General features: G+C 71.8%; 24 protein-coding genes and 1 pseudogene. 9 read left to right on the forward strand and 16 right to left on the reverse strand.

What is annotated here, in order from left to right:
- Window positions 1–68: 68 nt before the first annotated feature.
- From thrS to VT50_RS15435, 6 genes and pseudogenes are all read right to left on the reverse strand, one after another.
- Window positions 69–1,295: pseudogene (gene thrS / locus VT50_RS15410) on the reverse strand (threonine--tRNA ligase); the annotation flags it as partial.
- A 251-nt stretch (window positions 1,296–1,546) separates the two neighbouring features.
- Window positions 1,547–2,737 (reverse strand): NAD(P)/FAD-dependent oxidoreductase, encoded by a 1,191-nt coding sequence (locus VT50_RS15415; RefSeq protein WP_206269413.1) that lies wholly within the window; start codon window positions 2,735–2,737, stop codon window positions 1,547–1,549.
- The gene (locus VT50_RS15420; RefSeq protein ID WP_046089925.1) at window positions 2,734–2,931 is read right to left on the reverse strand and encodes a ferredoxin; all 198 of its coding nucleotides are present in this window, start codon (window positions 2,929–2,931) and stop codon (window positions 2,734–2,736) included. The genes VT50_RS15415 and VT50_RS15420 overlap by 4 nt, the downstream gene beginning before the upstream one ends.
- 53 nt (window positions 2,932–2,984) lie before the next feature.
- On the reverse strand, window positions 2,985–4,229 hold the full coding sequence (locus VT50_RS15425) for a cytochrome P450 (protein ID WP_046089900.1): 1,245 nt from the start codon (window positions 4,227–4,229) through the stop codon (window positions 2,985–2,987).
- Window positions 4,230–4,301: 72 nt separating this feature from the next.
- Window positions 4,302–5,060 carry a sensor histidine kinase gene (locus tag VT50_RS15430; protein WP_046089901.1) on the reverse strand — a complete coding sequence of 253 codons (759 nt, stop codon included), beginning with the start codon at window positions 5,058–5,060 and terminating at the stop codon, window positions 4,302–4,304.
- Entirely contained in the window at window positions 5,057–5,791 is a 735-nt protein-coding gene (locus tag VT50_RS15435; protein WP_046089902.1) for a response regulator transcription factor, read from the reverse strand. The genes VT50_RS15430 and VT50_RS15435 overlap by 4 nt, the downstream gene beginning before the upstream one ends.
- Before the next feature lie 217 nt (window positions 5,792–6,008).
- On the opposite strand from VT50_RS15435, the gene VT50_RS15440 reads away from it, so the two are divergent.
- The 5 genes from VT50_RS15440 (at window position 6,009) to VT50_RS15460 (ending at window position 11,073) form a co-directional block, all read left to right on the forward strand.
- The gene (locus VT50_RS15440; protein ID WP_075200530.1) at window positions 6,009–7,364 is read left to right on the forward strand and encodes a phosphatase PAP2 family protein; all 1,356 of its coding nucleotides are present in this window, start codon (window positions 6,009–6,011) and stop codon (window positions 7,362–7,364) included.
- A gap of 164 nt (window positions 7,365–7,528) precedes the next feature.
- Entirely contained in the window at window positions 7,529–8,200 is a 672-nt protein-coding gene (locus VT50_RS15445; protein ID WP_046089904.1) for an RraA family protein, read from the forward strand.
- A 7-nt stretch (window positions 8,201–8,207) separates the two neighbouring features.
- Window positions 8,208–9,530 (forward strand): MFS transporter, encoded by a 1,323-nt coding sequence (locus VT50_RS15450; protein WP_046089905.1) that lies wholly within the window; start codon window positions 8,208–8,210, stop codon window positions 9,528–9,530.
- Complete coding sequence (locus VT50_RS15455) at window positions 9,527–10,342, forward strand: carbon-nitrogen hydrolase family protein (protein WP_046089906.1); 816 nt, start codon at window positions 9,527–9,529, stop codon at window positions 10,340–10,342. The genes VT50_RS15450 and VT50_RS15455 overlap by 4 nt, the downstream gene beginning before the upstream one ends.
- A 32-nt stretch (window positions 10,343–10,374) precedes the next feature.
- On the forward strand, window positions 10,375–11,073 hold the full coding sequence (locus tag VT50_RS15460; protein WP_053048807.1) for a GntR family transcriptional regulator: 699 nt from the start codon (window positions 10,375–10,377) through the stop codon (window positions 11,071–11,073).
- 6 nt (window positions 11,074–11,079) lie between these two features.
- Here VT50_RS15460 and VT50_RS15465 read toward each other — a convergent pair whose 3' ends face one another.
- The 5 genes from VT50_RS15465 to VT50_RS15490 form a co-directional block, all read right to left on the reverse strand.
- Window positions 11,080–12,276, reverse strand: a complete 1,197-nt coding sequence (locus VT50_RS15465) for a helix-turn-helix domain-containing protein (RefSeq protein ID WP_046089927.1) — start codon at window positions 12,274–12,276, stop codon at window positions 11,080–11,082.
- Window positions 12,277–12,597: 321 nt separating this feature from the next.
- Window positions 12,598–12,975 carry an MFS transporter gene (locus VT50_RS15475; protein ID WP_143645222.1) on the reverse strand — a complete coding sequence of 126 codons (378 nt, stop codon included), beginning with the start codon at window positions 12,973–12,975 and terminating at the stop codon, window positions 12,598–12,600.
- Window positions 12,976–12,983: 8 nt separating this feature from the next.
- Window positions 12,984–13,562 carry an MFS transporter gene (locus VT50_RS15480; protein WP_053048809.1) on the reverse strand — a complete coding sequence of 193 codons (579 nt, stop codon included), beginning with the start codon at window positions 13,560–13,562 and terminating at the stop codon, window positions 12,984–12,986.
- A gap of 34 nt (window positions 13,563–13,596) precedes the next feature.
- Entirely contained in the window at window positions 13,597–13,923 is a 327-nt protein-coding gene (locus VT50_RS15485; RefSeq protein WP_046089907.1) for an antibiotic biosynthesis monooxygenase family protein, read from the reverse strand.
- Between the two features lie 72 nt (window positions 13,924–13,995).
- On the reverse strand, window positions 13,996–14,406 hold the full coding sequence (locus VT50_RS15490) for a DUF2000 domain-containing protein (protein WP_046089908.1): 411 nt from the start codon (window positions 14,404–14,406) through the stop codon (window positions 13,996–13,998).
- Window positions 14,407–14,591: 185 nt separating this feature from the next.
- Between VT50_RS15490 and VT50_RS15495 the strand changes: the two genes are divergently transcribed.
- The 3 genes from VT50_RS15495 (at window position 14,592) to VT50_RS15505 (ending at window position 18,394) form a co-directional block, all read left to right on the forward strand.
- Window positions 14,592–15,419 carry an AraC family transcriptional regulator gene (locus VT50_RS15495; RefSeq protein ID WP_046089909.1) on the forward strand — a complete coding sequence of 276 codons (828 nt, stop codon included), beginning with the start codon at window positions 14,592–14,594 and terminating at the stop codon, window positions 15,417–15,419.
- Between the two features lie 275 nt (window positions 15,420–15,694).
- Window positions 15,695–17,662: a bifunctional glycosyltransferase 87/phosphatase PAP2 family protein gene (locus VT50_RS15500; RefSeq protein WP_046089910.1), complete on the forward strand. Its 1,968-nt coding sequence runs from the start codon at window positions 15,695–15,697 to the stop codon at window positions 17,660–17,662.
- 99 nt (window positions 17,663–17,761) lie between these two features.
- Window positions 17,762–18,394: a superoxide dismutase family protein gene (locus VT50_RS15505; protein ID WP_046089911.1), complete on the forward strand. Its 633-nt coding sequence runs from the start codon at window positions 17,762–17,764 to the stop codon at window positions 18,392–18,394.
- Between the two features lie 79 nt (window positions 18,395–18,473).
- Here VT50_RS15505 and VT50_RS15510 read toward each other — a convergent pair whose 3' ends face one another.
- A complete protein-coding gene (locus VT50_RS15510) occupies window positions 18,474–19,073 on the reverse strand; it encodes an HD domain-containing protein (RefSeq protein ID WP_046089928.1) in 600 nt (199 codons plus the stop codon).
- A 58-nt stretch (window positions 19,074–19,131) separates the two neighbouring features.
- Window positions 19,132–20,403, reverse strand: a complete 1,272-nt coding sequence (locus tag VT50_RS15515) for a cytochrome P450 (RefSeq protein WP_046089912.1) — start codon at window positions 20,401–20,403, stop codon at window positions 19,132–19,134.
- 250 nt (window positions 20,404–20,653) lie between these two features.
- Here VT50_RS15515 and VT50_RS15520 point away from each other — a divergent pair, with 250 nt between their 5' ends.
- Window positions 20,654–21,823, forward strand: a complete 1,170-nt coding sequence (locus tag VT50_RS15520) for a steroid 3-ketoacyl-CoA thiolase (protein ID WP_046089913.1) — start codon at window positions 20,654–20,656, stop codon at window positions 21,821–21,823.
- Window positions 21,824–21,899: 76 nt separating this feature from the next.
- On the opposite strand, the gene VT50_RS15525 is transcribed toward VT50_RS15520, so the two are convergent.
- Genes VT50_RS15525 through VT50_RS15535 form a run of 3 tightly spaced genes read right to left on the reverse strand, consistent with a single transcriptional unit; the run spans window position 21,900 to window position 25,710 of the window.
- Window positions 21,900–22,772 (reverse strand): ECF transporter S component, encoded by an 873-nt coding sequence (locus tag VT50_RS15525; protein ID WP_078840969.1) that lies wholly within the window; start codon window positions 22,770–22,772, stop codon window positions 21,900–21,902.
- Window positions 22,769–24,391 (reverse strand): ABC transporter ATP-binding protein, encoded by a 1,623-nt coding sequence (locus VT50_RS15530; RefSeq protein WP_046089914.1) that lies wholly within the window; start codon window positions 24,389–24,391, stop codon window positions 22,769–22,771. Before VT50_RS15530 ends, VT50_RS15525 begins: the two co-directional genes overlap by 4 nt.
- Window positions 24,388–25,710 (reverse strand): energy-coupling factor transporter transmembrane component T, encoded by a 1,323-nt coding sequence (locus VT50_RS15535; RefSeq protein ID WP_240529181.1) that lies wholly within the window; start codon window positions 25,708–25,710, stop codon window positions 24,388–24,390. The genes VT50_RS15530 and VT50_RS15535 overlap by 4 nt, the downstream gene beginning before the upstream one ends.

Consider the following 25,710-nt stretch of genomic DNA (forward strand, 5'->3'; position numbering starts at 1 on the left):
CCCCAGTTTCGGGAAGGGGCGGGGTGGGGAACAGGTCGCCGCAGGCGGCGCGATCCGTCGGACGCCGCCTACGCCGCGTCCCACAGGTCGGTGGTGTGGGCCCTCACCAGCGACTCGATACGGGTCAGTGCCTCGTCCGCCGGTAGGGGGGCCAGGCGGCGGCCGTCGCGGAGGCGGAGGGAGACGTGGCCGTTGGCCAGCTCACGGGGGCCCAGGACGGCCTGGTAGGGGACCAGGCGGGAGGCGCGGACGCGGGCGGGGAGGGTGCCGTGGTCCGGGGCGGTGAGTTTCGCGCGCAGGCCGCGTTCTCCGCAGCGCCGGACGAGCTCCTGGGCCCCCGCCAGTTCGGACTCGGAGATCGGCAGGACCACCAGCTGGGTGGGGGCCAGCCAGGCGGGGAAGGCGCCGCCGTGTTCCTCGATGAGTTGGGCCAGGGCCCGCTCCACACTGCCGATGATGCTGCGGTGGACCATGACCGGACGGTGCCGCGCACCGTCCGGGCCGATGTAGTGGAGGTCGAACCGCTCGGGCTGGTGGAAGTCGACCTGGACGGTGGACAGGGTCGACTCCCGCCCCGCGCCGTCGGCCACCTGCACATCGATCTTGGGGCCGTAGAACGCCGCCTCGCCCTCCACCGCCTCGTAACTCAGCCCGGAGCGGTCCAGGACATCGGTCAGCAGGGCGGCCGACCGGCGCCACATCCCCTCCCCGGCCACGTACTTGCCGCCGGGGCCCGGGAGCGAGAGCCGGTAGCGGGCCGGGGTGATGCCGAGCGCCCCGTACGCACGGCGGATCATCTCCAGGGCCGCCCCCGCCTCCTCGGCCACCTGGTCCAGGGTGCAGAAGATGTGGGCGTCGTTCAGCTGGATGGCCCGGACCCGGGTCAGCCCGCCGAGCACCCCCGACAGCTCCGAGCGGTACATCCCGCCCAACTCGGCCACTCGCAGCGGTAGTTCGCGATAGCTGTGGCCACGGGAGCGGTAGATGACCGCGTGGTGGGGGCACAGGCTCGGGCGCAGCACCACCTGTTCCGCGCCCAGATCCATCGGGGGGAACATGTCGTCGCTGTAGTGCTGCCAGTGCCCCGACAGCTCGTACAGCTCCCGCTTGCCGAGCACCGGCGAGTACACGTGCCGGTAGCCCGCCCGCCGCTCGGCGGCGCGGATGTACTCCTCCAGGGTGTGCCGTACGGTCGCGCCGTCCGGCAGCCAGTACGGCAGGCCCGCGCCGATCAGCGGGTCGGTGTCGAACAGGCCCAGTTCACGGCCCAGCTTGCGGTGGTCGGACATCGCGGTCTCCTCATCGACGTCAGGCGAGTGACCGCACGGCGAAGCCCCGGGGCACTCGCCCCGGGGCTTCGGATCAGAACATCGATCAGCGCGCCGGGACTCTCTCCGGCGTCGTCGTCATCGCGGTGAACATCGCGATGGTCATCGCAGCGCGCTTCATGCCGAGCACCGTAGCAAGGTCCGCCGCGGCCCGCCCGGCGATTTTCCGGGCGCGCCCCACGCCCCCCCCGGGCCACGGCCCGGATGCGCGCTGCCCGCTACGCCCCCTCCGGCAGCAGCTCCCCCACCGCGTCCCGCCACGCGGCCCGCGTGGCGACCGCCTGCCGCCACGTACGCACCGCCTTCGGCGGCATCCCGACGGCCAGCACACCGGCCACCCGGTCCCCGGAGCGGTAGACGGCGAGGAACTTCCGCGCCTCCAGATCGCCTTCCACGACCGCGACCTCGTCATGCCCGCGCAGATACCCATGCGCCTGGATCCGGACGTCGTACTGGTCCGACCAGAAGTACGGCACCGGGGCGAACGGCCGCCGCTCGTCCGGGCGGAGGAGGTTACGGGCCACGGCCATGCCCTGCTCGGTGGCGTTGGTCCGGTGCTCGATCCGCATCGCCGTGCCGAACAGCGGATTGTGCCAGCGGGCCACGTCCCCCGCGCCGTACACCCCCGGCGCGGCGGCGCTGTACTCATCGCACTCCAGACCGTCGCCCAGGGTCAGCCCACTGCCCTCCAGCCAGCCGGTGTTGGGCACCGAGCCGATCGCGACCAGCACCTCGTCGGCCTCGACCAGCGTGCCGTCCGTCAGCCGCACCCCGCCGTCGGCCACCTCGGCCACCGCGACCCCGGTGCGCAGGTCCACCCCGTGGTCGTGGTGGGCCCCGGCGAGCATCCGGCCGATCCGCTCGCCGACCGCCGGGGCCAGCGGCACCGGTGCCGGTTCCAGCAGCGTCACCTCCGCGCCCAGCCCCCGTGCGACGGCGGCCGCCTCGGCGCCGAGGAACCCGGCGCCGACCACCGCCAGCCGCCGCCCCGGGCCCAGCCGGTCCCGCAGGGCCAGGGCGTCGTCCAGGGTGCGCAGCACATGGGCGCGCTCCCCGCCGTCGCCGGGCAGTCGGCGCGGGCGGACCCCGGTGGCGATGACCAGGCCGTCGTACGGCACCCGCACCCCATCGGCCAGCGCGACCGTACGGCCCGCGAGGTCCAGCCCGGTCGCGGCGACGCCGAGGCGCAGCTCGAGGCCGAGCGCGTCCAGATCGGCGGGGGTGCGCAGCGGCACCCGGTCGGGCTCCCACTGTCCGCCGAGGATCTGCTTGGACAGCGGTGGCCGGTCGTACGGGTGGTACGGCTCATCGCCGATGAGCGTGAGCGCCCCCTCGTAGCCCTCCCGGCGCAGCGTCTCCGCCGCCGCCAGACCGGCGGCGGAGCCGCCGACCACCACCACCTGCTTCACTTCTCGACCACGCGTATCGCCGCCGCCGGGCAGACCACCGCGGACTCCCGGACGTCGGCGTGGAGTTCGGGCGCGGGCTGCTCGTCCAGCAGCACCACGATGCCGTCCTCCTCGTTCTGGTCGAACACATCGGGTGCGATCATCACGCACTGCCCCGACGCCACACACTTGGGCACATCGACTTCCACACGCATGGTGACTCCCTTGCCTTCGCCTTCGCCTTTGCGGCTGCCGCCGCCCTCGCCGCTCATGACGTCCAGGTGACGGGCAGCTCGTAGACGCCGTAGACCAAACCGTCGTCTTTGAACGGTAGTTGGTCGATTCCGGTGGCCAGCCGCAGGGTGGGGATACGGCGGTAGAGCGTGCCGTAGACCACCTGGAGCTCCATCCGGGCCAGCGGCTGGCCCAGGCACTGGTGGACGCCGAAGCCGAACGCCATGTGGCGGCGGGCGTCGCGGCCGATGTCCAGCCGCTCGGGCTCGGCGAAGACCTCCGCGTCCCAGTTGCCGGTGCCGGTGTAGACGATGATCCCCTCCCCGGCGCGGATGGTCTCACCGCCGATCTCGATGTCCTCCCGCGCGACCCGGCGACGGCCGTTGTGCACGATCGTCAGATAGCGGAGCAGCTCCTCGACGGCCCGGGCGACCGCCTTCGGGTCCTCGGTCTCCCGCAGGACGGCGAGCTGGTCGGGGTTCTCCAGCAGGGCCACGGTGCCGAGGGCGATCATGTTGGCGGTGGTCTCATGGCCCGCGACCAGCAGCAGCACGCCCATGTTGGCGGCGTCGCGCCGGGTCAGCTCACCGGCCCTGACCCGCCCGGCCAGCTCGGAGAGCATATCGTCGGCGGGTTCGGCGAGTTTGCCGGCGACCAGCCCCTCCAGATAGTCGGTCAGCGCCTCGTTGGCTCCGACCACCTCCTCGGCCGAGGAGTGCCGGTTGATCAGGACCGAGCTCTTCCGCTGGAAGAAGTCGTGGTCCTCGTACGGCACCCCGAGCAGCTGGCAGATCACCAGCGACGGCAGCGGCAGCGCGAGCGCGCGCACCAGGTCCACCGGGGTCGGTCCGGCCAGCATGGTGTCGATCAGCCCGTCGGTGATCTTCTGGATCCCGGGCCGCATCGCCTCGATCCGCTTGATCGCGAACGGTCCGGTGACCATCCGGCGGATCCGGGCGTGTTCGGGGTCGTCCATGGTGATGAAGGTCCGCCGCCGCCCGGCGTTCTCCCGGAAACCGGCGCTCGGGTGCGGAAACCCGGGCCGCGTGGCCTCGGAGCTGACCCGCGGGTCGCCGAGCAGGGCGCGCTGGTCGGCGTACCGGGTCACCAGCCAGGGGGCGCTGCCGTCCCACAGCCGTACGCGGGCCACCGGCCGTTCGGTGTGCAGCGCCCGTGCGGTCGGGGGAGGGGCGAAGGGGCAGCCGGCCGCCCGCGGCATCGGAAACTCCGGAAGCGGCCCTTCCGCCTCGGGCGCGGTCTCTGCCAGCGTCTCGGTCATGTCTCTCCTCGGGTGTGGGGTTCCGATGGGGACGTGATGACCAGCGAACCCGCTCGACCTGACGCCCTGCGGTCAGTTTCCTGACGAAACGCTGACAGTGGGGAAGGCCACCGTGACCGTGGTACCGCGGCCCGGTGCGCTGCTCACCCTCACCTCCCCGCCGTGCCGCTCGACCACCCGCCGCACGATGGTGAGGCCGATGCCGCCGCCCGGCTCGATCCGGCCGTCCTCGTCGTACGGGGAGGTGAGCCGGGCGATGTCCTGCGGGCCCATGCCGGGCCCCCGGTCGCTGACCGACAGCTCGACACGCTGCGCCACACCCCCGGTCCCGTCCCCGGCCCCTCCCGCCGTGACCGCCACCGAACCGCGCACCGCCACCGTCACCGGCGACCCGGCGGGCGTGTGGCGCAGCGCGTTGTCCAACAGGTTGCGGACGGCGTGCCGCAGCATGCGGTTGTCGGCGACGACCGTCGCCCGGCCGGAGTTCTCGCGGGCGATGGGGCGTTCGGGGTCGAGCAGCCCCAGATCCGCCACCGCCTCGTCGGCCACGTCCCGCAGATCCACCGGCTCCGTCTCCAGCGGCCGTACCCAGGAGGCGTCCGCGCGGGGGAACACCTGCTGGACCGCCTGGTGCATATGGTCGGCCTCGTCCTGGATCCGGCGCAGGGCGCGCACCATCAGCTCGGGGTCGTCGCTGAGCCCCTGGAGGGGGAGTTCGGCCCAGCCGCGGATGGTGGTGAGGGAGGTGCGCAGCTCGTGCAGCAGCACCTCGAGCCGCTGCTGGCGCTCGTGCCCGTGGAGCTCGTGCCCGGGGCGCTGGTGCATGTTCATCCGGCGGCGAGTCCGCCGAGCCAGTAGCCGAAGCCACGGCGGGTGTGGATCAGCGCGGGCCCGGCCTCGTCGACCTTGTGGCGGAGGCGGGAGACCAGCTTCTCGATGGCGTTGTCGCCGTAGCGCCGGTGGTCCGCCACCCACAGGTGCTCGCCGATCTGCTCCTTGGACAGCACCTGCCCGGCGTTGACCAGCAGATAGCGCAGCAGCCTGAACTCCGCCGGGGTCAGCTCGAGCGCCCGCCGCCCGCGCCGGGCCTGACGGGTCGTATCGTCCAGCACCAGATCCGCGTAGGTCGGCGACGGCTCCTCCCGCCGCCGGTCGCGGGTGCGCAGCAGGGCCTGCACCCGGGCCAGCACCTCGGCGATCCGGAACGGCTTGGTGACGTAGTCGTTGCCGCCGATGCCGAGGCCGGTGACCAGCGAGTCGAGCGAGTCGCGTGCGGTGAGGAACAGCACTGGCGGATGGTTCTCGTCGGCCGCCACCAGGCGTCGGCACACCGTGAAACCGTCCAGATCGGGCAGCATCACATCGAGGATCACCAGGTCGGGCCGGTCCCGCCCGACCCGGTCGAGTGCTTCCCCGCCGGTGGCCGCGGTGCCGACGCGGTAACCGGCCAGCTCGAGGGTGGTCGAGAGCAGTTCGGCGATTCTCGATTCATCGTCGACGACCAGGATGCGCTGCCCGTTGCCACGGGCTGGCGCTGGTTTCTCGCTGACACTCCCGTACACGCCATGACACTACGTGAACCGACCGTTCCGGGGCACGGGGCCTTGACCGTGACCGATGGGATCCGGACAGGGCGGGGGCGGTTAGCATGACCCGACCTCATGACGAGCGCTCCCATCGCCCGCCCCTCGCCGGAAAACCGCGCTATCCGGCGTGAAGAGTGACCTACAGCCCACAACGAACAAATCGGCCAAACAATTGATACCTATAGCATCGCGGGTGTTTTCGCGAATAAACAGCCGAATACCCTTCGCCGCGTGGCGCCGACCACGGACGGTGCTGTGGGCCACGGGCGGCGTGGCGGTCCTCGGGTTCCTCGTCGCGCTGGAGATCACCGCGCGCCGTTACGGACTGCCGGGGCCGATGACCACTCAGGCGCAGGAGATAGTCGTCGCCCCCAAGTCGGGCTTTCTGCTCTACGCCGGTATGGGCCTGATGATGGTGGTGCTCACCTGGCGGGAGCGGTTCATCGCGGCCGGTGCCGCGATCGGCGTCGACATCGTCATCTTCCTGGTGCGGTGGGTGGCCGACGCGAAGGTGACCGAAGGACACCCCTTCGGCAACGGCGCGCTGTGGGTGATGCTCGGCTGTGCGGTCCTCGCGGTCACCCGCCGCACCGGCCGGGAACGCGCCCTGCTGCTGAAGGGCGTTGGGCTGGGGCTGCTGCTGGTGGCCGGGCGCAAGACCGGCGACACCTGGCTGCTCATCACGGCGAAGACCCGCCCGGCGGTGCTCGACCCGTATCTGGCCGCCGCCGATCACGCGCTGGGCAATCCCTCGTGGCTGGCGGGCCGGGTCGTCGAGGCCATCGGCCCGGTCCCCGCCCATGTCCTCGACTACGTCTACATACAGCTTCCGCTGGCCGCGGTCGTCATCACGCTCTACCAGCTGCGTCATGTGGGGACCGAGCGCCGCTTCCCGAGTCACTGTCTGGTGCGCACCTTCCTGGCCATCGGTCTCCTCGGCCCGGCCATCTACATGATCTTCCCCGTCGTCGGACCGATCTTCGCCTACGGCGGCGGTGCCTTCGGCACCGGCGGCGAGCACTGGGCGCTGGCCAGCCTGTGGCCGCACACCCCGCCGCCCATCAGCGCCCCGCACTCGATGCCGTTCGACGAGATCACGCCGCGCAACTGCATGCCCAGCCTGCATACGGCATGGGCCACCGCGATCTTCGTCCACTCCCGCCAGGGTCCGCGGATCCTGCGGTACGCGGGAACGTTCTGGCTGGTCGCCACGCTCAGCGCGACGCTGGGATTCGGCTACCACTACGGCGTGGATCTCATCGCCGGTGTGGTGTTCGCGCTCACCATCGAGGCCGCGCTCCGCTCGCTCGCCCGCGGCTGGGACCGGTCGGGAACCCACCTGGTCATCCGCGGCACGGCGGTCTTCGCCGCACTCCTGGTGGCCTATCGCTATCTGCCGGTGGACATGGCCAGGCATCCATGGGTGTTCGGCCCCCTGCTCCTGCTGGCGATGGGCTCGGTGATCCACGGCTACGTGCGGACCACCAGGCTGTGGGAGCCGAAGGCCGCACCGGCGCTGCAGCCGGAACCGCAGCCCGAGCTGGTGTGAGCCGGGGGCGAGCGGCACGCTCGCTCTGCCCCAGGGTATTGCCAGCCTGATCCAGGGTATTGCCAGCGCCACCGCGTACTTGCTAGGACAGAAGCAACGCATGCGTTAGGGATACGCAACGCATGCATAGCGTATGCGTACACCCCGTGATCGGAGCACCAAGCATGTTCGTCCAAGGCAACGCCCCGCGGCCGGTGGATCCCGAAGTGGTCAGCGCACTGTCACGCGTGCAGACCTCCACCCTCGGCCATCTGCGCGACTACGGGTTCCCCCGGGGTCTCCACCCGGTCCGCCGCCCGCTCGGCTTCGTCGGCACCGCGTTCACCGTGCGCATCCCGCACCTCGACTCGACCGCGCTGCACGTGGCGGCCGACCAGCTCCGCGAGGGCGATGTGCTCGTCGTGGACCAGTCCGGCGACACCCGCTCCTGCTTCGGCGGGATGGTCGCCTTCACCGCGAAGACCCGCGGCGCGGTGGGGGCGCTGATCGCCGGGTCGGTCAATGACGTCGACGAGATCCTCGACCTCGGACTGCCGGTGTTCTCGGCGGGCGTCTCCGCCCGCACCACCCGCATCCTCGGTGTCGAGGGCGCCATCAATGTGCCGGTCACCGTGGGCGGGGTGGTGATCAACCCCGGCGATGTGGTGTTCGGCGACTCCGACGGGGTGGCCGTCGTCGGCCGGGACGAGGCGCTGGAGCTCGCCGCGGTCCTCGCGGACAAGGAGGCGGCCGAGCCCGCGCTGAAGGAGAAGATCACCGCGGGCGGAAGGCTGTCCGACGCGTCCGGCGCGCGCGCTCTCTTCGAGGCGGGTCTGACACCCGGCCCGGGCCGGTGACCCGGCCATGACCTCGCCGCAGGTCGCGCCGGGCGCGGCGAAGCCGACCGGCCGGTTCCGCTGGTTCCTCGCGGGCGGGCTGCTCCTGCCGGTCACCTTCGTGATGAGCATGGACCGCGCCGTGATGAGCGCCACGGCCCCGGTGGTCCAGAAGGAGTTCTCGTTCACCGTCACCGAGATGTCGGTGATCCTGACGTCCTTCTGGTGGGCCTACGCACTGTTCCAGGTGCCCGGCGGCCTGCTGGCGAAGCGGTTCGGACCGCGCAAGGTCCTCGCCCTGGCGGGAATCTGGTGGTCGCTGTTCACCTTCGCCACCCCGTACGGCGTGGTGTTCCTCGGGTTCGTGGTGATCCGCATCCTGCTCGGGATGGGACAGGCACCCGACTGGCCCGCGTCGGTCTACACCCTGCAGCGGTGGTTCCCCCGGCACGAGCAGTCGCGGGCCAACTCGCTGCTGCTGTGCGGGTTGTACCTCGGCAACGTGGTCGGTTCCCCGCTGGTGGTGTGGATCATCGGCGAGTTCGGCTGGCAGGACGCGTTCCACGCCTTCGCCGTCGCCGGTCTGCTGCTGGCCGTCGTGTGGTGGTGGGTGGTCCGCGACGAACCGCGCGAACATCCCTCGGTGCGCGCGGACGAGGCGTCGTACATCGAGGCGGGGCGGTACACCGGCGACGACTCCAAGAAGCTGCCGTGGCGTGCGTTCACCGGCTCCGGGCAGTTCTGGGCGATCGGCATGCAGTACGCCTGCCTGCTGCTCATCCAGGGCTTCTTCCAGACCTGGCTGCCGACCTACCTGGTCGACGCGCGCGGACTCTCGCTCGAGGACATGGGATTCCTCGCCTCCCTGCCGTGGATCGCCATGCTGGTCTGCGTGTTCGGCGCGGGCGCGCTCAACGACCGGGTGCTGCGGCGCTGGCCGTCCCGGGTCCGGCTCGCGGCGGCGGGCTACCTCGTCGCGGCGGCCGCCCTGGTGACCGGTGCGCTGGCCCACAGCGTTCCCCTGCTGATCACCTTCCTGTGCGTCAGCCTCGGTGCCGTCGGCGTCGTCCAGGTGCAGGTGTGGGCCGCGTGCCAGGACCTCGGCGGCAGCTACTCGGCGACCCTCACCGGCTGGACCAATCTGTGGGGCAACCTGATGGCCGCGGCGGGCCCGCTGTTCACCGGCATCCTGGTCGGAATCGGCGGGAACTGGCTGATCGCCCTGCTGATCCTGGCCATCGCCGGACTGCTCGGCGCGGTCTGCTGGCTCTTCGTACACCCCGAGCGCCCTTTGCAAACACCCCGTGCCGCGACCGCGCACGGAACGACGACCATGGAGGACGCGGTATGACCGTGACCGCCGCGGTGGCGCAGTTCGCCGCCGGACTGGACAAGGACGAGAACCTCAAGCGGCTCGTCGACGGTATCCGCGCGGGTGCCGAGCGGGGTGCGGAACTCGTGGTCACCCCGGAGTTCGGGATGTACCACGACCCGCACCACGTCGGTGACCAGTCGTACCCGGAGCCCCTGGACGGGCCGTGGCTGACCGCGGTGCGCGCCTGCGTCCGTGAGACGGGCGTGTACGCCGTGGTCGGGATGGCCGAGCGGACGGACGGCGACCGGTCCTACAACACCGAGGTCGCGCTCGACCCGCGCGGCGAGATCATCGGCGTCTACCGCAAGGTGCACCTCTACGACGCGTTCGGTTACCGCGAGTCCGACCACGTGATTCCCGCGGACGTCGTGGCACCCCTGACGTTCACCGTCGGCGGGCTCCGGTTCGGCGTCATGACCTGCTACGACCTGCGGTTCCCGGAGAGCGCGCGGGTGCTCGCCGACGCGGGCGCGGACGCCATCCTGGTCCCCGCGGCATGGGCGGTCGGCCCGGCCAAGGAGGACCACTGGGAGACCTTGCTGCGCGCGAGGGCGATCGAGAACACCAGCTATGTGCTGGCGGCCGGGCAGACCGGCCCCGACTGCGCGGGGCGGAGCATCGTGGCCGACCCGATGGGTGTGGTGATCGCGGCGGCGGGAGAGGCACCGGGGGTCGCGGTCGCGACCCTCGACGCGGCGCGGATCGCGACGGTGCGCGAGCGGAACCCGGCGCTGTCGCTGCGCCGGTTCCGCGTGGTGGCCGCCGGTGATCCGGACCGCCTAGACTGACGCTGTCAGGTACTGGTGGCCATGGAGGGCTCGTGAGCACGTCTTTTCCGGACCTGCCCGCCCCCGCGCGACTGCCGGAGGCCACGCGTCCGGACGGTGTCCAGGCGAAGGATTTCGTCTACGGCTACGTCAAGCGGCTGATCCTGGACCTGGTGCTGCCGCCGGGCCACATCATCACCGAAATGGACATCGCCACCGTGGTCGGCGTTTCCCGGACTCCGGTCCGGGAGGCGTTCCTCCGGCTGGACGCGGAGTACCTGCTCAAACTGCTCCCCCGGCGCGGCGCACAGGTGACCACGGTGACCGCGCGGCAGATCCGCGAGCTCAACACCACCCGGCTGGTGCTCGAGCTCTACGCCGCCCGCGAGATCGTGGCCCATCAGGTCGACCTCTCCACGCACCTCAACGCCCTGATCGACGAGCAGCAGGCGATAACGGACGCGGGCGCCGGGTATCCCGCGGTGGTGGCGTGCGACCGCCGGTTCCACACCGCGATCATCGAGGCGATCGGCAACGCCGAACTGGCCCACCTCTACCGCTCGATGGGCGACCGGCAGCAGCGGACCGGCGTGGTCGCGCTCACCGTCCACGCCGGTCGGGCGGAAATGGCCCTGCGCCAGCACCGGGACATCGCCGACGCCCTCTCCCGCTTCGACCTCCCCGCCGCCGAGGCGGCCCTGGAAGAACACCTCGAACGGCACAGCTGGCCCCTTGAACGCTACCTGCCGTGAGCGGTCTCACAGGGTGAAGGGGTCCTCATCGAGCTTGTCCGCCAGGTGTTCAAGGGTGTCCGTGAGGCTGGGCGGCGCGCCGTCCAGCCTTACGTGCTGCTGGGCGACGCGGCCGATGAGGCGGAGGGTGCGTCCCGAGGAGATTCCGGGTGTGGCGGTGACGAGGGAAGTGACGACGTCTTCCGCGTCGCGCCAGGCATGGACGTCCAGCAGGCATTGTGCGAGCCGTGCGACTCGCTCGCTTGAGTAGCCAGTCGTGACGTCACGTCCTGGTTGTACGGATTGGAGCAGCAGCTCGATGGCTTTCTCTTTGTCACCCGCGATCTGAAGTGTGTGACCCCACTGGCGGTCAATCTCTCCCTCTGTCACCCACCATGTCCAGTCCGGTTCGCCGACACCGTTACGGACCTCGATGAGCGACCGGGCACGGTGCAGCGACTCGAGGGCATCCGACGTACGTCCCGTGCCGACCAGTCCCTTCGCTTCCCGGATACGGAACATCGCCTCGACGCGCGGGGACAGCCGCCTTCCGTTGAGGACCGACCGGGCAATGGACAGCGCCTCTTGGTACCGTCCGCACCATTCACTCTGCATCGCCATGTTCTGTAGCGTCAGCAACTCGATGGAGCGATCCCCGGAGAGTTTCGCGAGAAATAGCGCCTCATGGTTGAAGCGTTGGGCGGCGTCGTCTCTCTCCGCGTCCCACAGAGCCCAACCGGCGACTTCGGCCAGTTCCGCGGCGGCCGACTGAATATCCCGCTCGTACCGGGGATCGTAGTCTCCGGCTCCGAGCCGCCGGTGCACGACCTTGAACGCACGGCCCGCGGGCTCCGCGATGGACACTCCGCTGAGTTCATTGTCCAGGACGATCAACCGGTGGGACGTCTCCCGGATGGCCTGGACGAAGTCGGCTCCGCGTGCCTCGTTGAGGCTGAGTATCCGATTCGGGATGGCCGGTGATTCAGCCGCCTCCGGTGATTCCGCTGGCGGTGCCACTCGTACCGCGATTTTCGCGAGTGTCCCGTTTGTCTCGAACAAGTCGTCCAGCGCTGTGACGAGTTGCGTTGACGGCTGCTGTTTCCCGCAGAGTACCCGGGAGAGATAGGCGTGGTCGTAGTTCAGGCGGCGGGCGACCGCCCGCACGCTCATGTCCCGGTCTCGGAGCAGATTGCGGACTCGTTGGCCGAACTCCCCGCTGTCCATGGTGACCAGGGTACGGCTTGTCACCGCGTAGTCACCAGGCGATCACCAACCGCGACTGCACATTCGCGGTTGTCTTGACGTACGTAAGGACAGCTAACGGGAGCGACAGCGATATGTCGGACACGGCGAAGGGCCGCGCGATGATGACCATGCGCGTATCACGGGACGGCGGGAAGACCTATGGGCCGACGCGCGTGGTCAGGACCACCGAGCCCTTGAGGCCGCTGGAGACATCGGTGTGGCCGCCGTGCCAGTGTCCCCGATGCGCGTCGGCACACGTGATCGGCCATCAGCCGTTATGACGCGTGCCGTACGGGTGCGTCATGCGGCCGCCTTTTCGCCGTTCCGGGGCCGCTCGGTCGGCCACCGGACGATGCCGAGAACCATGGCCGCGATGCCGCAGATCCCGATGATGACCGAGGCGGCGAGCGGACCGCCCGCGCCGAACCGATCGAGCGTGGTTCCGCCCACCGCGGAGCCGGAGGCGATGCCGCTGTAGAGGCCGCTCGTGTTGAGGGCCATCGCTTCGGTGCCCGCTGGACCGGCGAGCCGGAGCGTACGGGCGTTCATCGGGGCGTTGTTGGCCCATGCCGCGACGCCCCAGACCGCGAGCAGGCCGATCAGCGCGGCTGGCCCGACCGGCGCCGCGGTCGCGTTGATCACGGCGATGATCAACGTGATCGTCAGGGCGGCGCCCAAGGTGGCGATCATGCCCGGTCCGGCCCCCAGCCGTCGGCGATGCTTCCGCCCGCCGCCGCGCCGATCGCGCCGGCGATGCCGATCGTGGCGATGAACACCGTCAGCAGCCCCGGGCGTCCCGTGACGGCGTCGCTGATGGGGGCGATGTAGGTGTAGGGCATCAGCCCGGCGCAGGCGCCGATCGTGGTGGTCCCGGCACAGGCGAGGATGGCCGGTGAGCGAAGCGCCCTCAACCGGTCGCCGATACCCGCCTTGGTCACCGGGCCGAACCGCGGCACGGTGACCACGACGGCGGCCAGCGCGACGGCGGTGAACATCCCGACGGCTACGAACGCCGCGTGCCAGCCCCATCGCGTACTGAGCCAGGTGCCGATGGGGACGCCGACCGCGAGGGAGACCGTCAGACCGGCGGCGACCGTCCCGATGGCCCGGCCCGCGTAGCCGGGCTCCGCACGCTGACCCGCGATCGCGAACGCCGCCGGGCTCAACGTGCCCGCGACGATCGCGGCGACGACCCGCAGCACCATCAAGGCCGCGAGGGACGGGGCGAGCGCGGTGGCGAAGTAAGGGGCGTCCTTCGGCGGCACCGTGACCGGTGCCGCCGTGCGCCTGGACGCCGTCTCAGCCCTGTTTGGGGGCGGCCTGCTGGACGACCTCGAAGGACCACAGGGTGGAGCCGGAGGCGGCGGGCTTCTGCTGCGGGGCGTCCTCGCCGCCGCGCTGGTGGGCCGCCTTCATCGGGCCCTCCATCCACGCCTGGAAGTCCTCCTCGCTGCGCCAGCGCGTATAGACGAGGTACTGGTCGGTCCCCTCGACCGGGCGCAGCAGCTCGAACCACTCGAAGCCGTCGGAGTTCTCGACCGTCCCGGCCCGTGAGGCGAAGCGCTTCTCCAGCACCTCGCGCTGTTCCTCCGGCACGGTCAGCACATTGATCTTGACTACGCTCATGGCTCCATCTTGCCGCAGTCCGCGCCGCCCGTCGGCGGCGCCTCACCCCGGCCGTCCCTCAGCACCCGTCCCTCAGCCGTGCAGCCGCAGGCCCTTCGTCACCTTGTCCACCTGGCTGCGCGGGCCGTAGACCGCGAGGCCCACCAGGCTCAGCTGGTCGGCCTCGACGGCGCGGACCGTGGCGCGGTTGTCGTCCTCGTTGTCGGTGGTGAAGAGCTCCTCGGTGTAGAGGGCCATCGGCAGGCCGCGGGTGAGGGCGCGGGCGTGGGTGCGGGTGAGGGCGGCGGCATCGGCGGCGTAGACGAGGACCGGTTCGCGGAACATCGGGAGGTAGCGATTGCCCGAGGCGTCCTCGTACGGCTTGCCGACGATCTCGTCCGTGGCGTGCGCCAGGCCGCTGGAGAGGAAGGCGGTCACGTTCAGCTTCTGCCAGTCGGCGAGGTCGGTGCGGATGATGACGGCGATCTTGGTGTCGAAGCGCATGCCCTCACTCTCGCCACCGCCGCGAGCTGCGGTCTTGAACGCTCGTGCGCCGCGGCACGCTCGTGCGCCACGGCACAATGGATCCCGTGGGTGCCGTCGGAGAAGTCGGAGAAGTTCGGGGAGGGGAGCCTCGCCGGGGGGACTGGGCCCGGTACTGGCGCGATCCCGACCGGCCCGTGGAGGCCATGCACGCGCACTTTTTCAGCCATCGGTTCCATCCCCACAGCCATGACACCTACTCCTTCGCCGTGACCGAGGTCGGCGCCCAGCGCTTCCGCTGCCGGGGTGCGCTGCGCACCAGCGGGGCGGGGATGGCGATGGTCTTCAACCCCGACGATCCGCACGATGGGGAGGCGGCCGCAGAGCTCGGCTACAAGTACCGCATCGTCCATATTGGTCCCGATGTGGTGGGGGGCGTCCTCGCCGATGTGGCCGGTGGTGCGGACGGCGGGGCGGCGCTGCCGCTGTTCGACCAGCCCGTGGTGTCCGACCCCCTGCTGTGCCGCGCCCTGCTGCGGCTGCACACCGCCCTGGTCGGCGGCGCCGGTCCGCTGGTGCGGGACGAGCGGCTGACCGCGGCCGTCGGGGCGATGGTGCGGCGCGGGGCCACCGGTCCGCTGCACGCGCGGGAGCTTCCGGACGGGAGCGGCGCGCAGGCCCGGGCGGCGCGGCGGGCAAGGGCGCTGCTGGAGGAGGCGCACGCGCAGGAGGCGTACGCGGCGGAGATCCCGGCGGTGCGGCTCGCGGAGGCCGCCGGGTGCAGCCGCTTCGCGCTCTACCGGGCGTTCCGCGCCGTGTACGGGATGGCGCCCAGTGACTTCCAGCGGCAGCTCAGGCTGCGCCGGGCGCGCGGGCTGCTGGTGGCGGGGAGCAGTGCGGCGGAGGCCGCGGCCCAGGCCGGCTTCGCCGATCAGAGCCACTTCCACCGCTGGTTCGTGCGGTGCTTCGGTGTGACGCCGGGAACATTCCAGCGCGCGGCGGGTCCCGGTGCGCGGGGCGCCCCGCGGCCCTGATGAAATTGGCGCGGACCGTACGGACCCTCACGGAGGGCACAGTACCCTGCCAAAAACTCACATCTTTCGGACAGCCCCGGACGACGGTCAGGTGAAGAGGGGATGTTCGGCGTCTGATGAGTGAGCTCAGTAGGGTCTCCAACATCCGGGACAGATGAAGAGGGCGAGTGGGGGAGCGGCACGGCGTGGCGAACGTGGAGCGGAGCGGACTGGGGAGAAGCCCGGACACGGGGCCGGCCCCCGGACCCGCGGGGGCGCGGACGCCACGGACCAGAATGGGGCTCGCGGCCCTCTGGCTCCTGGCGGGCGTGCTGGCGGTCCGTCAGGCGGCGGCGGTGCTGCGGCTGCCGCCCGAGGAGCGGCTGACCGATCTGGAGACCTGGATCGGCGACCACGGGGTGCTGCACGTCAGCGGTTCGCTGTACGACCGGGACTCCTTCACCGGCACCCCGTTCTCCGGGCTCGTCCTCAAACCGCTGACCCGGGCCGCAGAGCAGAGCCTCGGGGTCGCCTGGACCTTCGGCACCCTGCTGCTGGTCGTGGTCCTCGGGCTGGTCGTGGCCCGGTCGCTGCCGGGACCGGTCTCCCGCCGCACCTCGCTGATCGCCGCACCGCTGGCCATCAGCCTGCTGGTGCTGTCGCTTCCGGTGCGCAACACCTTCACCCTCGGCCAGACCAGCATCATCCCGGTGCTGCTGGTCGTCCTCACCGTGCTGCCCAGGACCTCCGGGCGGCAGGCCGGGGTGCTCATCGGGGTGGCCGCGGCGCTCCAGCCCGCGCTGCTGTTGTTCGCCGTCGTGCTGTTGCTGATCGGACGGCGCCGGGCCGCGGCGCTCGCGGGCGTCGCGTTCGCCGGGTGCACCGCGCTCGCCTGGGCGGCCATGCCGCACGACTCGTGGTCGTACTGGGTGCACCACATCGGCGGCTTCGGGCTCGGCGGCCCCGCCGACAGCCTGGCCAACCAGTCGCTGCACGGGCTGCTGCTGCGCATCGGCCTCGAGGGCCCGTTGGAGCTCGCGCTGCTGGCCGTCCTCGCGGTCGCGGTCGCGGTGATCGGGCTGCACCGCGCGGTGCGCTACGCGCGGGACGGACAGCCGCTGCTCGCCGCCGCCATCACCGGCTGTGTGGCGCTCGCGGTCTCGCCCACCTCCTGGCAGCACCAGCAGCTGTGGATCCTGCTGGCCGTGGCCGGGCGGGTGGGGCGGCGCGGCTCCGACCGGCTGGTGTGGCCGGTGCTGGTCGTACTGGCGATGTCGCTCAACCGCACCGCGCTGCTGCCCGACATCGAGATCCTCGGCCATGTTGGCTACAACGCGCCGCTGCTCGCGGCGCTCGCCGCCGCCTGTGCGGTGCCGTTCCTCTCCCGCACCTCGCCGCGGTGGGACGACCCCGAGCCGACGCCGGTCGCCGAACCGGCCACCAGCCGCTTCGCCTGGGTGCCGCTGCTGCCCGTCCTCAAGCGCCCGCTGTCCCGCCCGAACCTGATGCTCGAGCTGGTGCTGATCCGCATCGGCTACTTCGGCTACTCCTGGATCCGCGCCCACGCCCCGGACGAGCGCGCGCTGGCCGAGGGCCACGGACACCAGGTGCTCACCCTCGAGGGCTGGCTGAGGATCGACATCGAGCACTGGTTCAACGCCATCGTGGCCGACACCGGATGGCTCAGGGACTTCATGAACTGGTACTACTCCACCTTCCACTTCCTGATTCCGCTGTCCCTGCTGGCCTGGCTGTATCTGCGCCGCCCCGCGACGTACCGCTGGGCCCGCACCCCGCTGGCCTTCGCCACGCTGCTCGCCCTGATCGGCTTCTGGCTCTACCCGCTGGCCCCGCCGCGGTTGATGGGGCTCGGCTACGTGGACACCGCGCACGGCCCGCAGGACCTGAGCAACCCGGACTTCGGCGTGCTCACCAAGCTGTCCAACCAGTACGCGGCCATGCCGTCGCTGCACGTGGGGTGGTCGCTGTGGTGCGGGGTGGTCATCGCGATCGTGGCGCCTTACCTCTGGGCGAAGGTGCTCGGCATCCTGTATCCGCTGCTGACCACGGCGGTCATCGTGGGCACCGCGAACCACTATGTGCTGGACGCGGTCGGCGGCGCGGCCATCGTCACGGCCGGGTTCGCGCTGCAGTACGTGTTCCTCGGTGCGGGCGGGCCCCCGCAGGAGGACCGGCCGGGGGCGGACGAGTCCCCCGAAAAGGGGGCTGGGGCTCGCGTTGAGCGGCATGACCAGCGGGTCTAGCGTGGTGAGAAGGGGGCGGAAAGCCGGACGAGCGCGTGAGACGGGGGGATCCGGGAATCGAGACGGGGAGCGGGGACCCCGACCGAGGAGGGATCAACGATGTCCCTGGTGAAGGCAGTAACCGCGGCGGTCGCGATGGGCGCCTCCATGACCATCGCCACGCCCGCGGTCGCCGCACCGCCGCCCCACCCCTTCGTCTTCGTCCACGACAGGTTCCAGCCCGCGTCGCAGGCGAAGAGCGCCGGTGCGGTGACGTACGACAGGTCGCTGGTGCCGACGTCCGCGTCGGTGTTCATCGCGGAGGCGCGGGTGGGCGGCAAGGGCATGAAGAACCGCGAAGGTGGCGAGGGCCACGGCCAGCACCGGATGCACAAGGGCACGTTCGTGTTCATCAGCGTGCGTGGCCTCGCGGCCAACCACCACTTCGGGATCCACGTCCACACGAAGCCGTGCGGCACCAAGCCCGACTCATCGGGTCCGCACTACCAGAACAAGCAGGACCCCAGGCAGCCCTCGACCAACCCCAAGTACGCCAACCCGCGCAATGAGGTGTGGCTGGACGTCACCACCAGGGGCAGCGGCAAGGGCTGGGCCAAGTCCTGGGTGAAGTGGAACTTCCGGCCCGACGAGGCCCGTTCCGTGGTGATCCACAAGCATGCGACGGGCACCACCTCGGGCAAGGCCGGGCAGGCGGGCGACCGGGTGGCGTGTGTGAACGTGCCGTTCAAGTAGCGCCGTCGCGCCGTCGGGGACTGCTCCGGAGGGCGGGCGGGCCTTACGGGCCCTACCGGCTGTACGGGCCTTACCGGCTTTACGGTGGCAGTAGCCCGCCCTCCACCGAGGCGTCCCTGACCTCCTCGTACAGCGTGCGCAGGGTCTCGCTCACGGCCACCCGCGGCAGGTGCAGCGCGTCCAGCGCCTCGGCGTCCACGGGGGCGTGGCTGTCGGTGGCCATGTCGCCCCAGCCCTGGCCGGTCAGACAGCGCATCAGGGTGGGGTTGAGCCGGTCCACCCCGCGCACCAGGCACGCCTCGGGGGTACGGCCCTCCTCGTACTCCCGCCACAGCGCCAGCAGTTCGCCCCCGAGCGGCGCGGGGAGCGCGGCGAAGCGCGGCGGTTCACCGCCCGCGGCGCCCCGCTCCACCGCGTCCATCTCCACGAGGTCGTGCATCAGGCACAGCTTGAGCATCTTGGTGAGGTCGAGCCGCTGCCCGGCCTCGCGCTCGAACTCGGCGTGCAGGATCCAGCTCACCATCGCCAGGTGCCAGGAGTGCTCCGCGACGCTCTCCTTGCGCTCCGGGGTGGCGTTGTTGGCGCGTTCGATCTCACGGAGGCGGGCGGTGAGGGCTATGAAGTCGAAGAGTCTTCGACGGTCGCCCGCCGCGCGGTGCGGGCCGTACATCTCGCTCATGGCGGTCAGTGTGCCCCCGCCCGGTGGGTTGTGGGACTCCTGTCGCGGCACGAACAGCTTACGTGTAGGTCACCCTCAGCTCCTTGATCCCGTTCAGCCAGGCCGAACGCAGCCGCCGGGGCTCACCCGCGAGCCGGATGTCCGGGAGGGTGTCCGCGATGGCGTCGAAGATCAGCCGGATCTCCAGCTCCGCCAGGCTCTTGCCGAGGCAGAAGTGCGGTCCGCCGCCGCCGAAGCCGAGGTGGGGGTTGGGGTCGCGGGTGATGTCGAAGACCTCGGGGCGGTCGAAGACCTCGGGGTCGTTGTTGGCGGAGGAGTAGAAGACGCCGACCCGCGCGCCCGCCCCGATGCGCTGTCCGCCGAGCTCGGTGTCCTGGGTGGTGGTGCGCTGGAAGGACATCACGGGGGTGGCCCAGCGCACGATCTCGTCGGCGGCGGTGGCGGTGCGCTCGGCCTTGAACAGCTCCCACTGGTCGGGGTGGGTGAGGAAGGCGTGCATCCCGTGGCTGATGGCGTTGCGGGTGGTCTCGTTCCCGGCGACGGCGAGCAGCAGCACGAAGAAGCCGAACTCGTCCGAGCCCAGATTGCCCTCGTCCTCGGCGGCCACCAGCCGGCTGACGATGTCCTCGGCCGGGCACGCCTTGCGGTCGGCGGCGAGGTTCATGGCGTACGAGATCAGCTCCATGGCCGACTCGGCGCCGATCTCCTCGGTGATGGCCAGCTCCGGATCGTCGTACGCGACCATCTTGTTGGACCAGTCGAAGATCTTGGACCGGTCCCGCTGGGGGACGCCGATCAGCTCGGCGATCGCCTGCAGCGGCAGTTCGCAGGCCACATCGGTGACGAAGTCCCCGCTGCCGCTCTCCCTGGCCCCGGCCACGATGCGGACGGCGCGGTCGCGCAGGGCGTCTTCGAGGGCGCGGATGGCGCGCGGGGTGAAGCCGCGCTGGACGATCTGACGCACCCGGGTGTGTTCGGGCGGGTCCATGTTGAGCATGATCAGCTTCTGGACGTCGATCTGCTCGCGCTGGATGTGCTCGTTGAAGCGGATGATCGCGGTGTTGGCGTGGGAGGAGAAGACCTCCGGCCGGGTGGAGACCTCCTTGACATCGGCGTGACGGGTGACGGCCCAGTAGCCGTCGTCGTCGAATCCGGCCACGCCGTGGGGCTGGGGGATCCAGCACACCGGCGCGGTCTGCCGCAGCCGGGCGAGCTCCGGGAGTGGCACCCGATGCTGATGGAGGTCGGGGTCGGTGAGATCAAAGCCCTCGGGGAGGTCAGGGCCTTCGGGGGGCTCAAAGCCTTCGGGGAGCGCTGGACAGGAGGACATCGGCCACTCCAGATATCTGACGGCCTATCAGAAGTGTCCGCAAGGTAGTAACGGGTTCTACAAGTGGCAAGAGAAAACGCGGCCAATGTTTCGGGGCTCAATGCCCCTTGTGGTCCGCTCAACCCCTGCACAACCCTTGCGCCGCCGGGTCGGGCCTCAGCAGACTGAGCCTGAAGAACTAGAACGCGTACTAGTTCTGCCGTGGGTGCTGCCGGGAGCCCCGCGGCTGCGATGAGAGGACGAGACAGCCATGGCCGCCGAACCCGTCATCGTCGAAGCCGTCCGCACGCCGATCGGCAAGCGCGGAGGCGCGCTCGCCAATCTCCACCCCGCCTATCTGCTCGGCGAGACCTACCGCGAACTCCTCGCCCGCACCGGCATCCAGCCCGACTGCGTCGAGCAGGTCGTCGGCGGCACCGTCACCCACGCCGGGGAGCAGTCGATGAACCCCGCGCGCACCGCCTGGCTGATGATGGGGCTGCCGTACGAGACCGCGGCGACGACGGTGGACTGTCAGTGCGGCTCCTCGCAGCAAGCCAACCACATGGTGGCCAACATGGTCGCCACCGGTGTCATCGACATCGGCATCGGCTGCGGCGTCGAGGCCATGTCGCGGGTGCCGCTGGGCAGCGGCTCCAAACACGGCCCGGGCAAACCGTTCCCCGAGGAGTGGAACGTGGATCTGCCCAACCAGTTCCAGGCCGCCGAACGCATCGCCCGCAACCGCGGCCTGACCCGCGAGGATGTGGACGCCCTCGGGCTGCTCTCCCAGGAGCGGGCGGCCCGGGCCTGGGCGGAGGAGCGGTTCAAGCGCGAGACCTTCGCGGTGCAGGTGCCCACGACCGAGGAGGAGCAGTCGGCGGGCGAGGGCATGTGGCGCGCCGTCGACCGGGACGAGGGGCTGCGCGACACCAGCGCGGAGGCGCTGGCCGGACTCAAGCCCATCATGCCCACCGCCGTGCACACCGCGGGCAACTCCTCCCAGATCTCCGACGGCGCGTGTGCGGTCCTGTGGGCCTCCAAGCGCATGGCCCGCGCCCTCAAACTCCGCCCCCGCGCCCGTATCGTGGCCCAGGCCCTGGTCGGCGCCGATCCCCACTTCCACCTGGACGGTCCGATCGACGCCACGAAGGCGGTCCTGGGCAAGGCCGGGATGACCCTGAAGAACATCGACCTGGTCGAGATCAACGAGGCGTTCGCCTCGGTGGTGCTCTCCTGGGCGCGGGTCTTCGAGCAGGACCTGGAGAAGGTCAACGTGAACGGCGGCGCGATCGCCCTCGGACACCCGGTGGGCGCCACGGGAGCCCGCCTGATCACGACGGCCCTGCACGAACTGGAGCGCGCGGACAAGGAGTTCGCGCTCATCACGATGTGCGCGGGCGGGGCGCTGGCCACGGGCACGATCATCCAACGGCTGTAGGGACCCGGCGTCTCCGGCGTCCGGACGATGAGATCTTCCGCCTGATCTGCCGCCACGCGGGCCAGCGGGACTTTGGCTAGGAGGACGCGGAGGTGTCGGAGGGGACCGGGTCCTCGAAGGCGGCCGGGCCCTCGAAGGTGGCCGGGGCCTCGAAGGCCGCGCGGCGGGTTGCCCGCCGGAGGGCCTTGAGGATGGCGGTGCCGAGGGTGAGGGTGAGGACCATCGTGACCACGGCCCGCGGCAGGTCCCAGCCCAGCGAGGTGGCCAGGCAGTACGCCACGAAGCGGGCGAGGTTATCGCCGAGGGGGTCGCCGGGGACGTAGGAGATCCCCGAGGCCATGCCCTGCATCAGGGTCCAGCCCTGGAGGTTCATGGCGGTCCCGTACGCCACGGACGCCACCGCCCCGTACCCGGCCAGCAGCAGCGACTCCGCCCGGCCGCGCAGCCGGGCGGCGCCGGGGAGCAGCCCCGCGCCCATCGCCACCCAGCCCATGGCCAGCATCTGGAACGGCATCCAGGGCCCCACCCCGCCCGTGAGCAGCGCGGACGCGAACATCGACACGGCGCCGAGCACGAAGCCGAAACCGGGGCCAAGCACCCGGCCCGACAGCACCATCAGGAAGAACATCGGCTCGATCCCGGCCGTCCCCGCGCCCAGCGGCCGCAGGGCCGCGCCCGCCGCGGCCAGCACCCCGAGCATCGCGATGGCCTTGGCGTCCAGTCCGGTGTCCGCGATGGTCGCCACGACCACGGCCAGCAGCAGCGGGAGCAGCGCGGCGAACAGCCAAGGGGCGTCGGCGGCATGGGTGGTGATCCCGGAGTCGCCCGGTGCGAACAGCGGCCAGCCGAAGGCGACGACACCGACCGCGGAGACGAGCGCGAGCGCCACGACCGAGCGCGGGCCGAGGCGTATGGCCTTCGTGCCGATGCCGTGTTCCCGCTCGCTCACGGTGTCGCCTCCAGCGCCTCGCGCACCTGCGGGACCGTCAGCCACGGAAGGGGGGCCAGCACCTTGGACACCTGGGGGGCGAAGGCGGGGGAGGAGACCACGACCTCCGCCGTGGGGCCGTCCGCGACCACCTCGCCCTCGGCCAGGATGACGACGCGGTGGGCGAGTTCGGCCGCGAGCTCCACGTCGTGGGTGGCCAGTACGGTCGCGTGGCCGTCCGCGGCCAGCCCGCGCACCACCTCCACCAGGCGGGCCTTCGCCGCGTAGTCGAGCCCGCGCGTCGGCTCGTCGAGCAGCAGCAGGGGCGGGCGGGCGGTGAGGATCACGGCCAGGGCGAGCGCCAGCCGCTGCCCCTCCGACAGATCGCGCGGATGAGCGGTGTCCGCCACCTCGGGCAGCAGTCGGCCGACCAGCTCACGGCAGCTGCCGGGCGCCGCGCCCGCGTCCTGGTCGGCCGCCGCGCACTCGGCGGCGACCGTGTCCGCGTAGAGCAGGTCGCGCGGCTCCTGGGGGACGAGGCCCACCCGGCGCAGCAGTTGGGCGGGGCGGGTGCGGTGCGGTACGACCCGGTCCGGGCCGACCCGCACCGAGCCCGAGGCCGGTTCGTACAGCCCGACCAGGCTGGCCAGCAGCGTGGACTTGCCCGCGCCGTTGCGCCCCATCAGCGCCACCGTCTCGCCCGGCCGCACCGTCAGGTCCACCCCGCGCAGCGCCTCCACCCGGCCGTGACGCACGGACAGCCGCGCCACCTCGCCCACCGGGCCGCCCGGAGGCGGATCGGCCACCGGACGCGGGGCGAGCGGCGCCAGCCGCTCCCGCAGCGGGCCCGCCCTGCGCCGCGCGTCCCGTACGGACAGCGGCACCGGCGGCGGCCACCCCGCGAGGCCGCCCAGCGCCACCACGGGCGGCTGGACGGGCGACACCGGCAGCAGTTCGGCCGGTGCGCCGGTCAGCGGGGCGGCGCCGGGGGAGGGGAGCAGGATCATCTGGTCCGCGTACTGGACCACGCGCTCGAGGCGGTGTTCGGCCAGCAGCACCGTGGTGCCCAGGTCGTGCACCAGCCGCTGCAGCACCGCCAGCACCTCCTCGGCCGCGGCCGGGTCGAGCGCGGAGGTCGGCTCGTCCAGGACCAGGACGCGGGGGTGGGTGGTGAGCACCGAGCCGATCGCCACGCGCTGCCGCTGCCCGCCGGAGAGCGTGGCGATGGGGCGGTCCCGCAAGTCGGCGAGGCCCAGCAGGTCCAGGGTCTCCTCGACCCGGCGGCGCATGGTGTCCGGGGCGGTGCCGAGCGATTCCATGCCGTACGCCAACTCGTCCTCGACCGTGTCGGTGACGAAGTGGGCGAGCGGATCCTGGCCCACGGTGCCGACGACGTCGGCGAGTTCGCGCGGCTTGTGGGTACGGGTGTCCCGGCCCGCGACGGTGACGCGGCCGCGCAGGGTGCCACCGGTGAAGTGCGGTACGAGGCCGGAGACCGTGCCCAGGAGCGTCGACTTGCCGACCCCGGACGGGCCCACGAGCAGACACAGCTCGCCCTCGGGGACGGTCAGCTCCACCCCCGCCAGCGCGGGGCGCGCCGCGCCGTCGTAGTGGACCGACACCTGCTCGAAGCGGATCACTGAGCGGCCTCCTCGGGCCCCGCCCCGGCCCGCGCGTCGCTTTCGCTGCGGACGCGGGGCGGGGGTTGTGCGGTGGGGTGGTGGTGTTCGTCGTCGGCGCGCGGGCCGGGGGTGGCGTTCGCCGGGAGCGGAGGGCGGGATGTGGCCGGTTCCGGGGCCGGTCCCGGGGCCGGGGCGGCGAGGGCTGGGAGGAGGCCCAGGAGTGTGGCCGCCGCGGGCCACAGCGGCAGGGTCGGGGCGGTGAGCGGGACGACCGATGGCTGGAGGGCCCCGGGGGCGTAGGAGGCGGCGCGGATCATCAGTGCCGCGACCGCCGCACCCGACCCGGCCACCAGCCACGCCCGTACGCCCCAGCGGTCCGGGCGGTAGCGGCTGCGCACCGAGCGGCGGCCGCCCAGCCACAGACCGCCGAGCGCGGCGGCGAGTCCGGCGAGCAGCAGGGGCAGGCCGTAGCCCGCGCCTTCGGCCGCGAGCAGGCCGTACGTACCGCAGCAGACGCCGAGCAGCCCGCCCAGCGTCAGCGCGGCGGTGGTACGGGCGACGGCGGGCGGGACCCGGGCGGTGCGGCCGTAGCCGCGCGCGTCCATCGCCGCCGCCAGGGCCACCGAGCGGTCCAGCGCGCCCTCCAGCACCGGCAGTCCGACCTGCAGCAGCGCCTTCACCCCGCGGTCGGGGCGGCCGCGCAGCCTGCGGGCGGAGCGCAGCCGAGCGACGTCCGCCACCAGATGGGGGGCGAAGGTCATCGCCACCACGACCGCGACCCCGGCCTCGTAGAGCGCGCCGGGCAGCGACTTGAGCAGCCGCGCCGGGCTGGCGAGGGCGTTCGCGGCGCCGACGCAGATCAGCAGGGTGGCCAGCCGCAGCCCGTCGTACAGCGCGAACACCAGCCCCTCGGCCGACACCCGGCCGCCGACCCGCACCCCCTGCGCCCAGTGGGGCAGCGGGACTTCGGGGAGCGTGAAGAGCACCCGCGTCCCGGGGACCGGCGAGCCGAAGAACACGGCGAAGAACAGCCGGATCGCCAGCACGACGAGACCCAGCTTGAGGAACGCGGTGTACGAGCGGGCCCACGGCGCGTCCGTGCGGCGCACGGCCACCACATAGCCCGCGACCGCGATCAGCAGCCCGAGCAGCAGCGGGTTGGTGGTCCGGGACGCGGCCGTGGCCAGCCCGAGCGCCCACAGCCACCAGGCCCCGGCGTGCAGGGCGCCTCCGCCGCGCGGGGCACTACCGGTGGGCAGGGTGCGGAGGCCCGCCCCGCGGAGGCCCGCGCCGCCGTGGCGCCGGGCGGTGGCCTCCATGCCGGTGCGCGGTGGCAT

The sequence above is a fragment of the Streptomyces antioxidans genome (assembly GCF_000968685.2).
GTDB classification, from domain to species: domain Bacteria; phylum Actinomycetota; class Actinomycetes; order Streptomycetales; family Streptomycetaceae; genus Streptomyces; species Streptomyces antioxidans.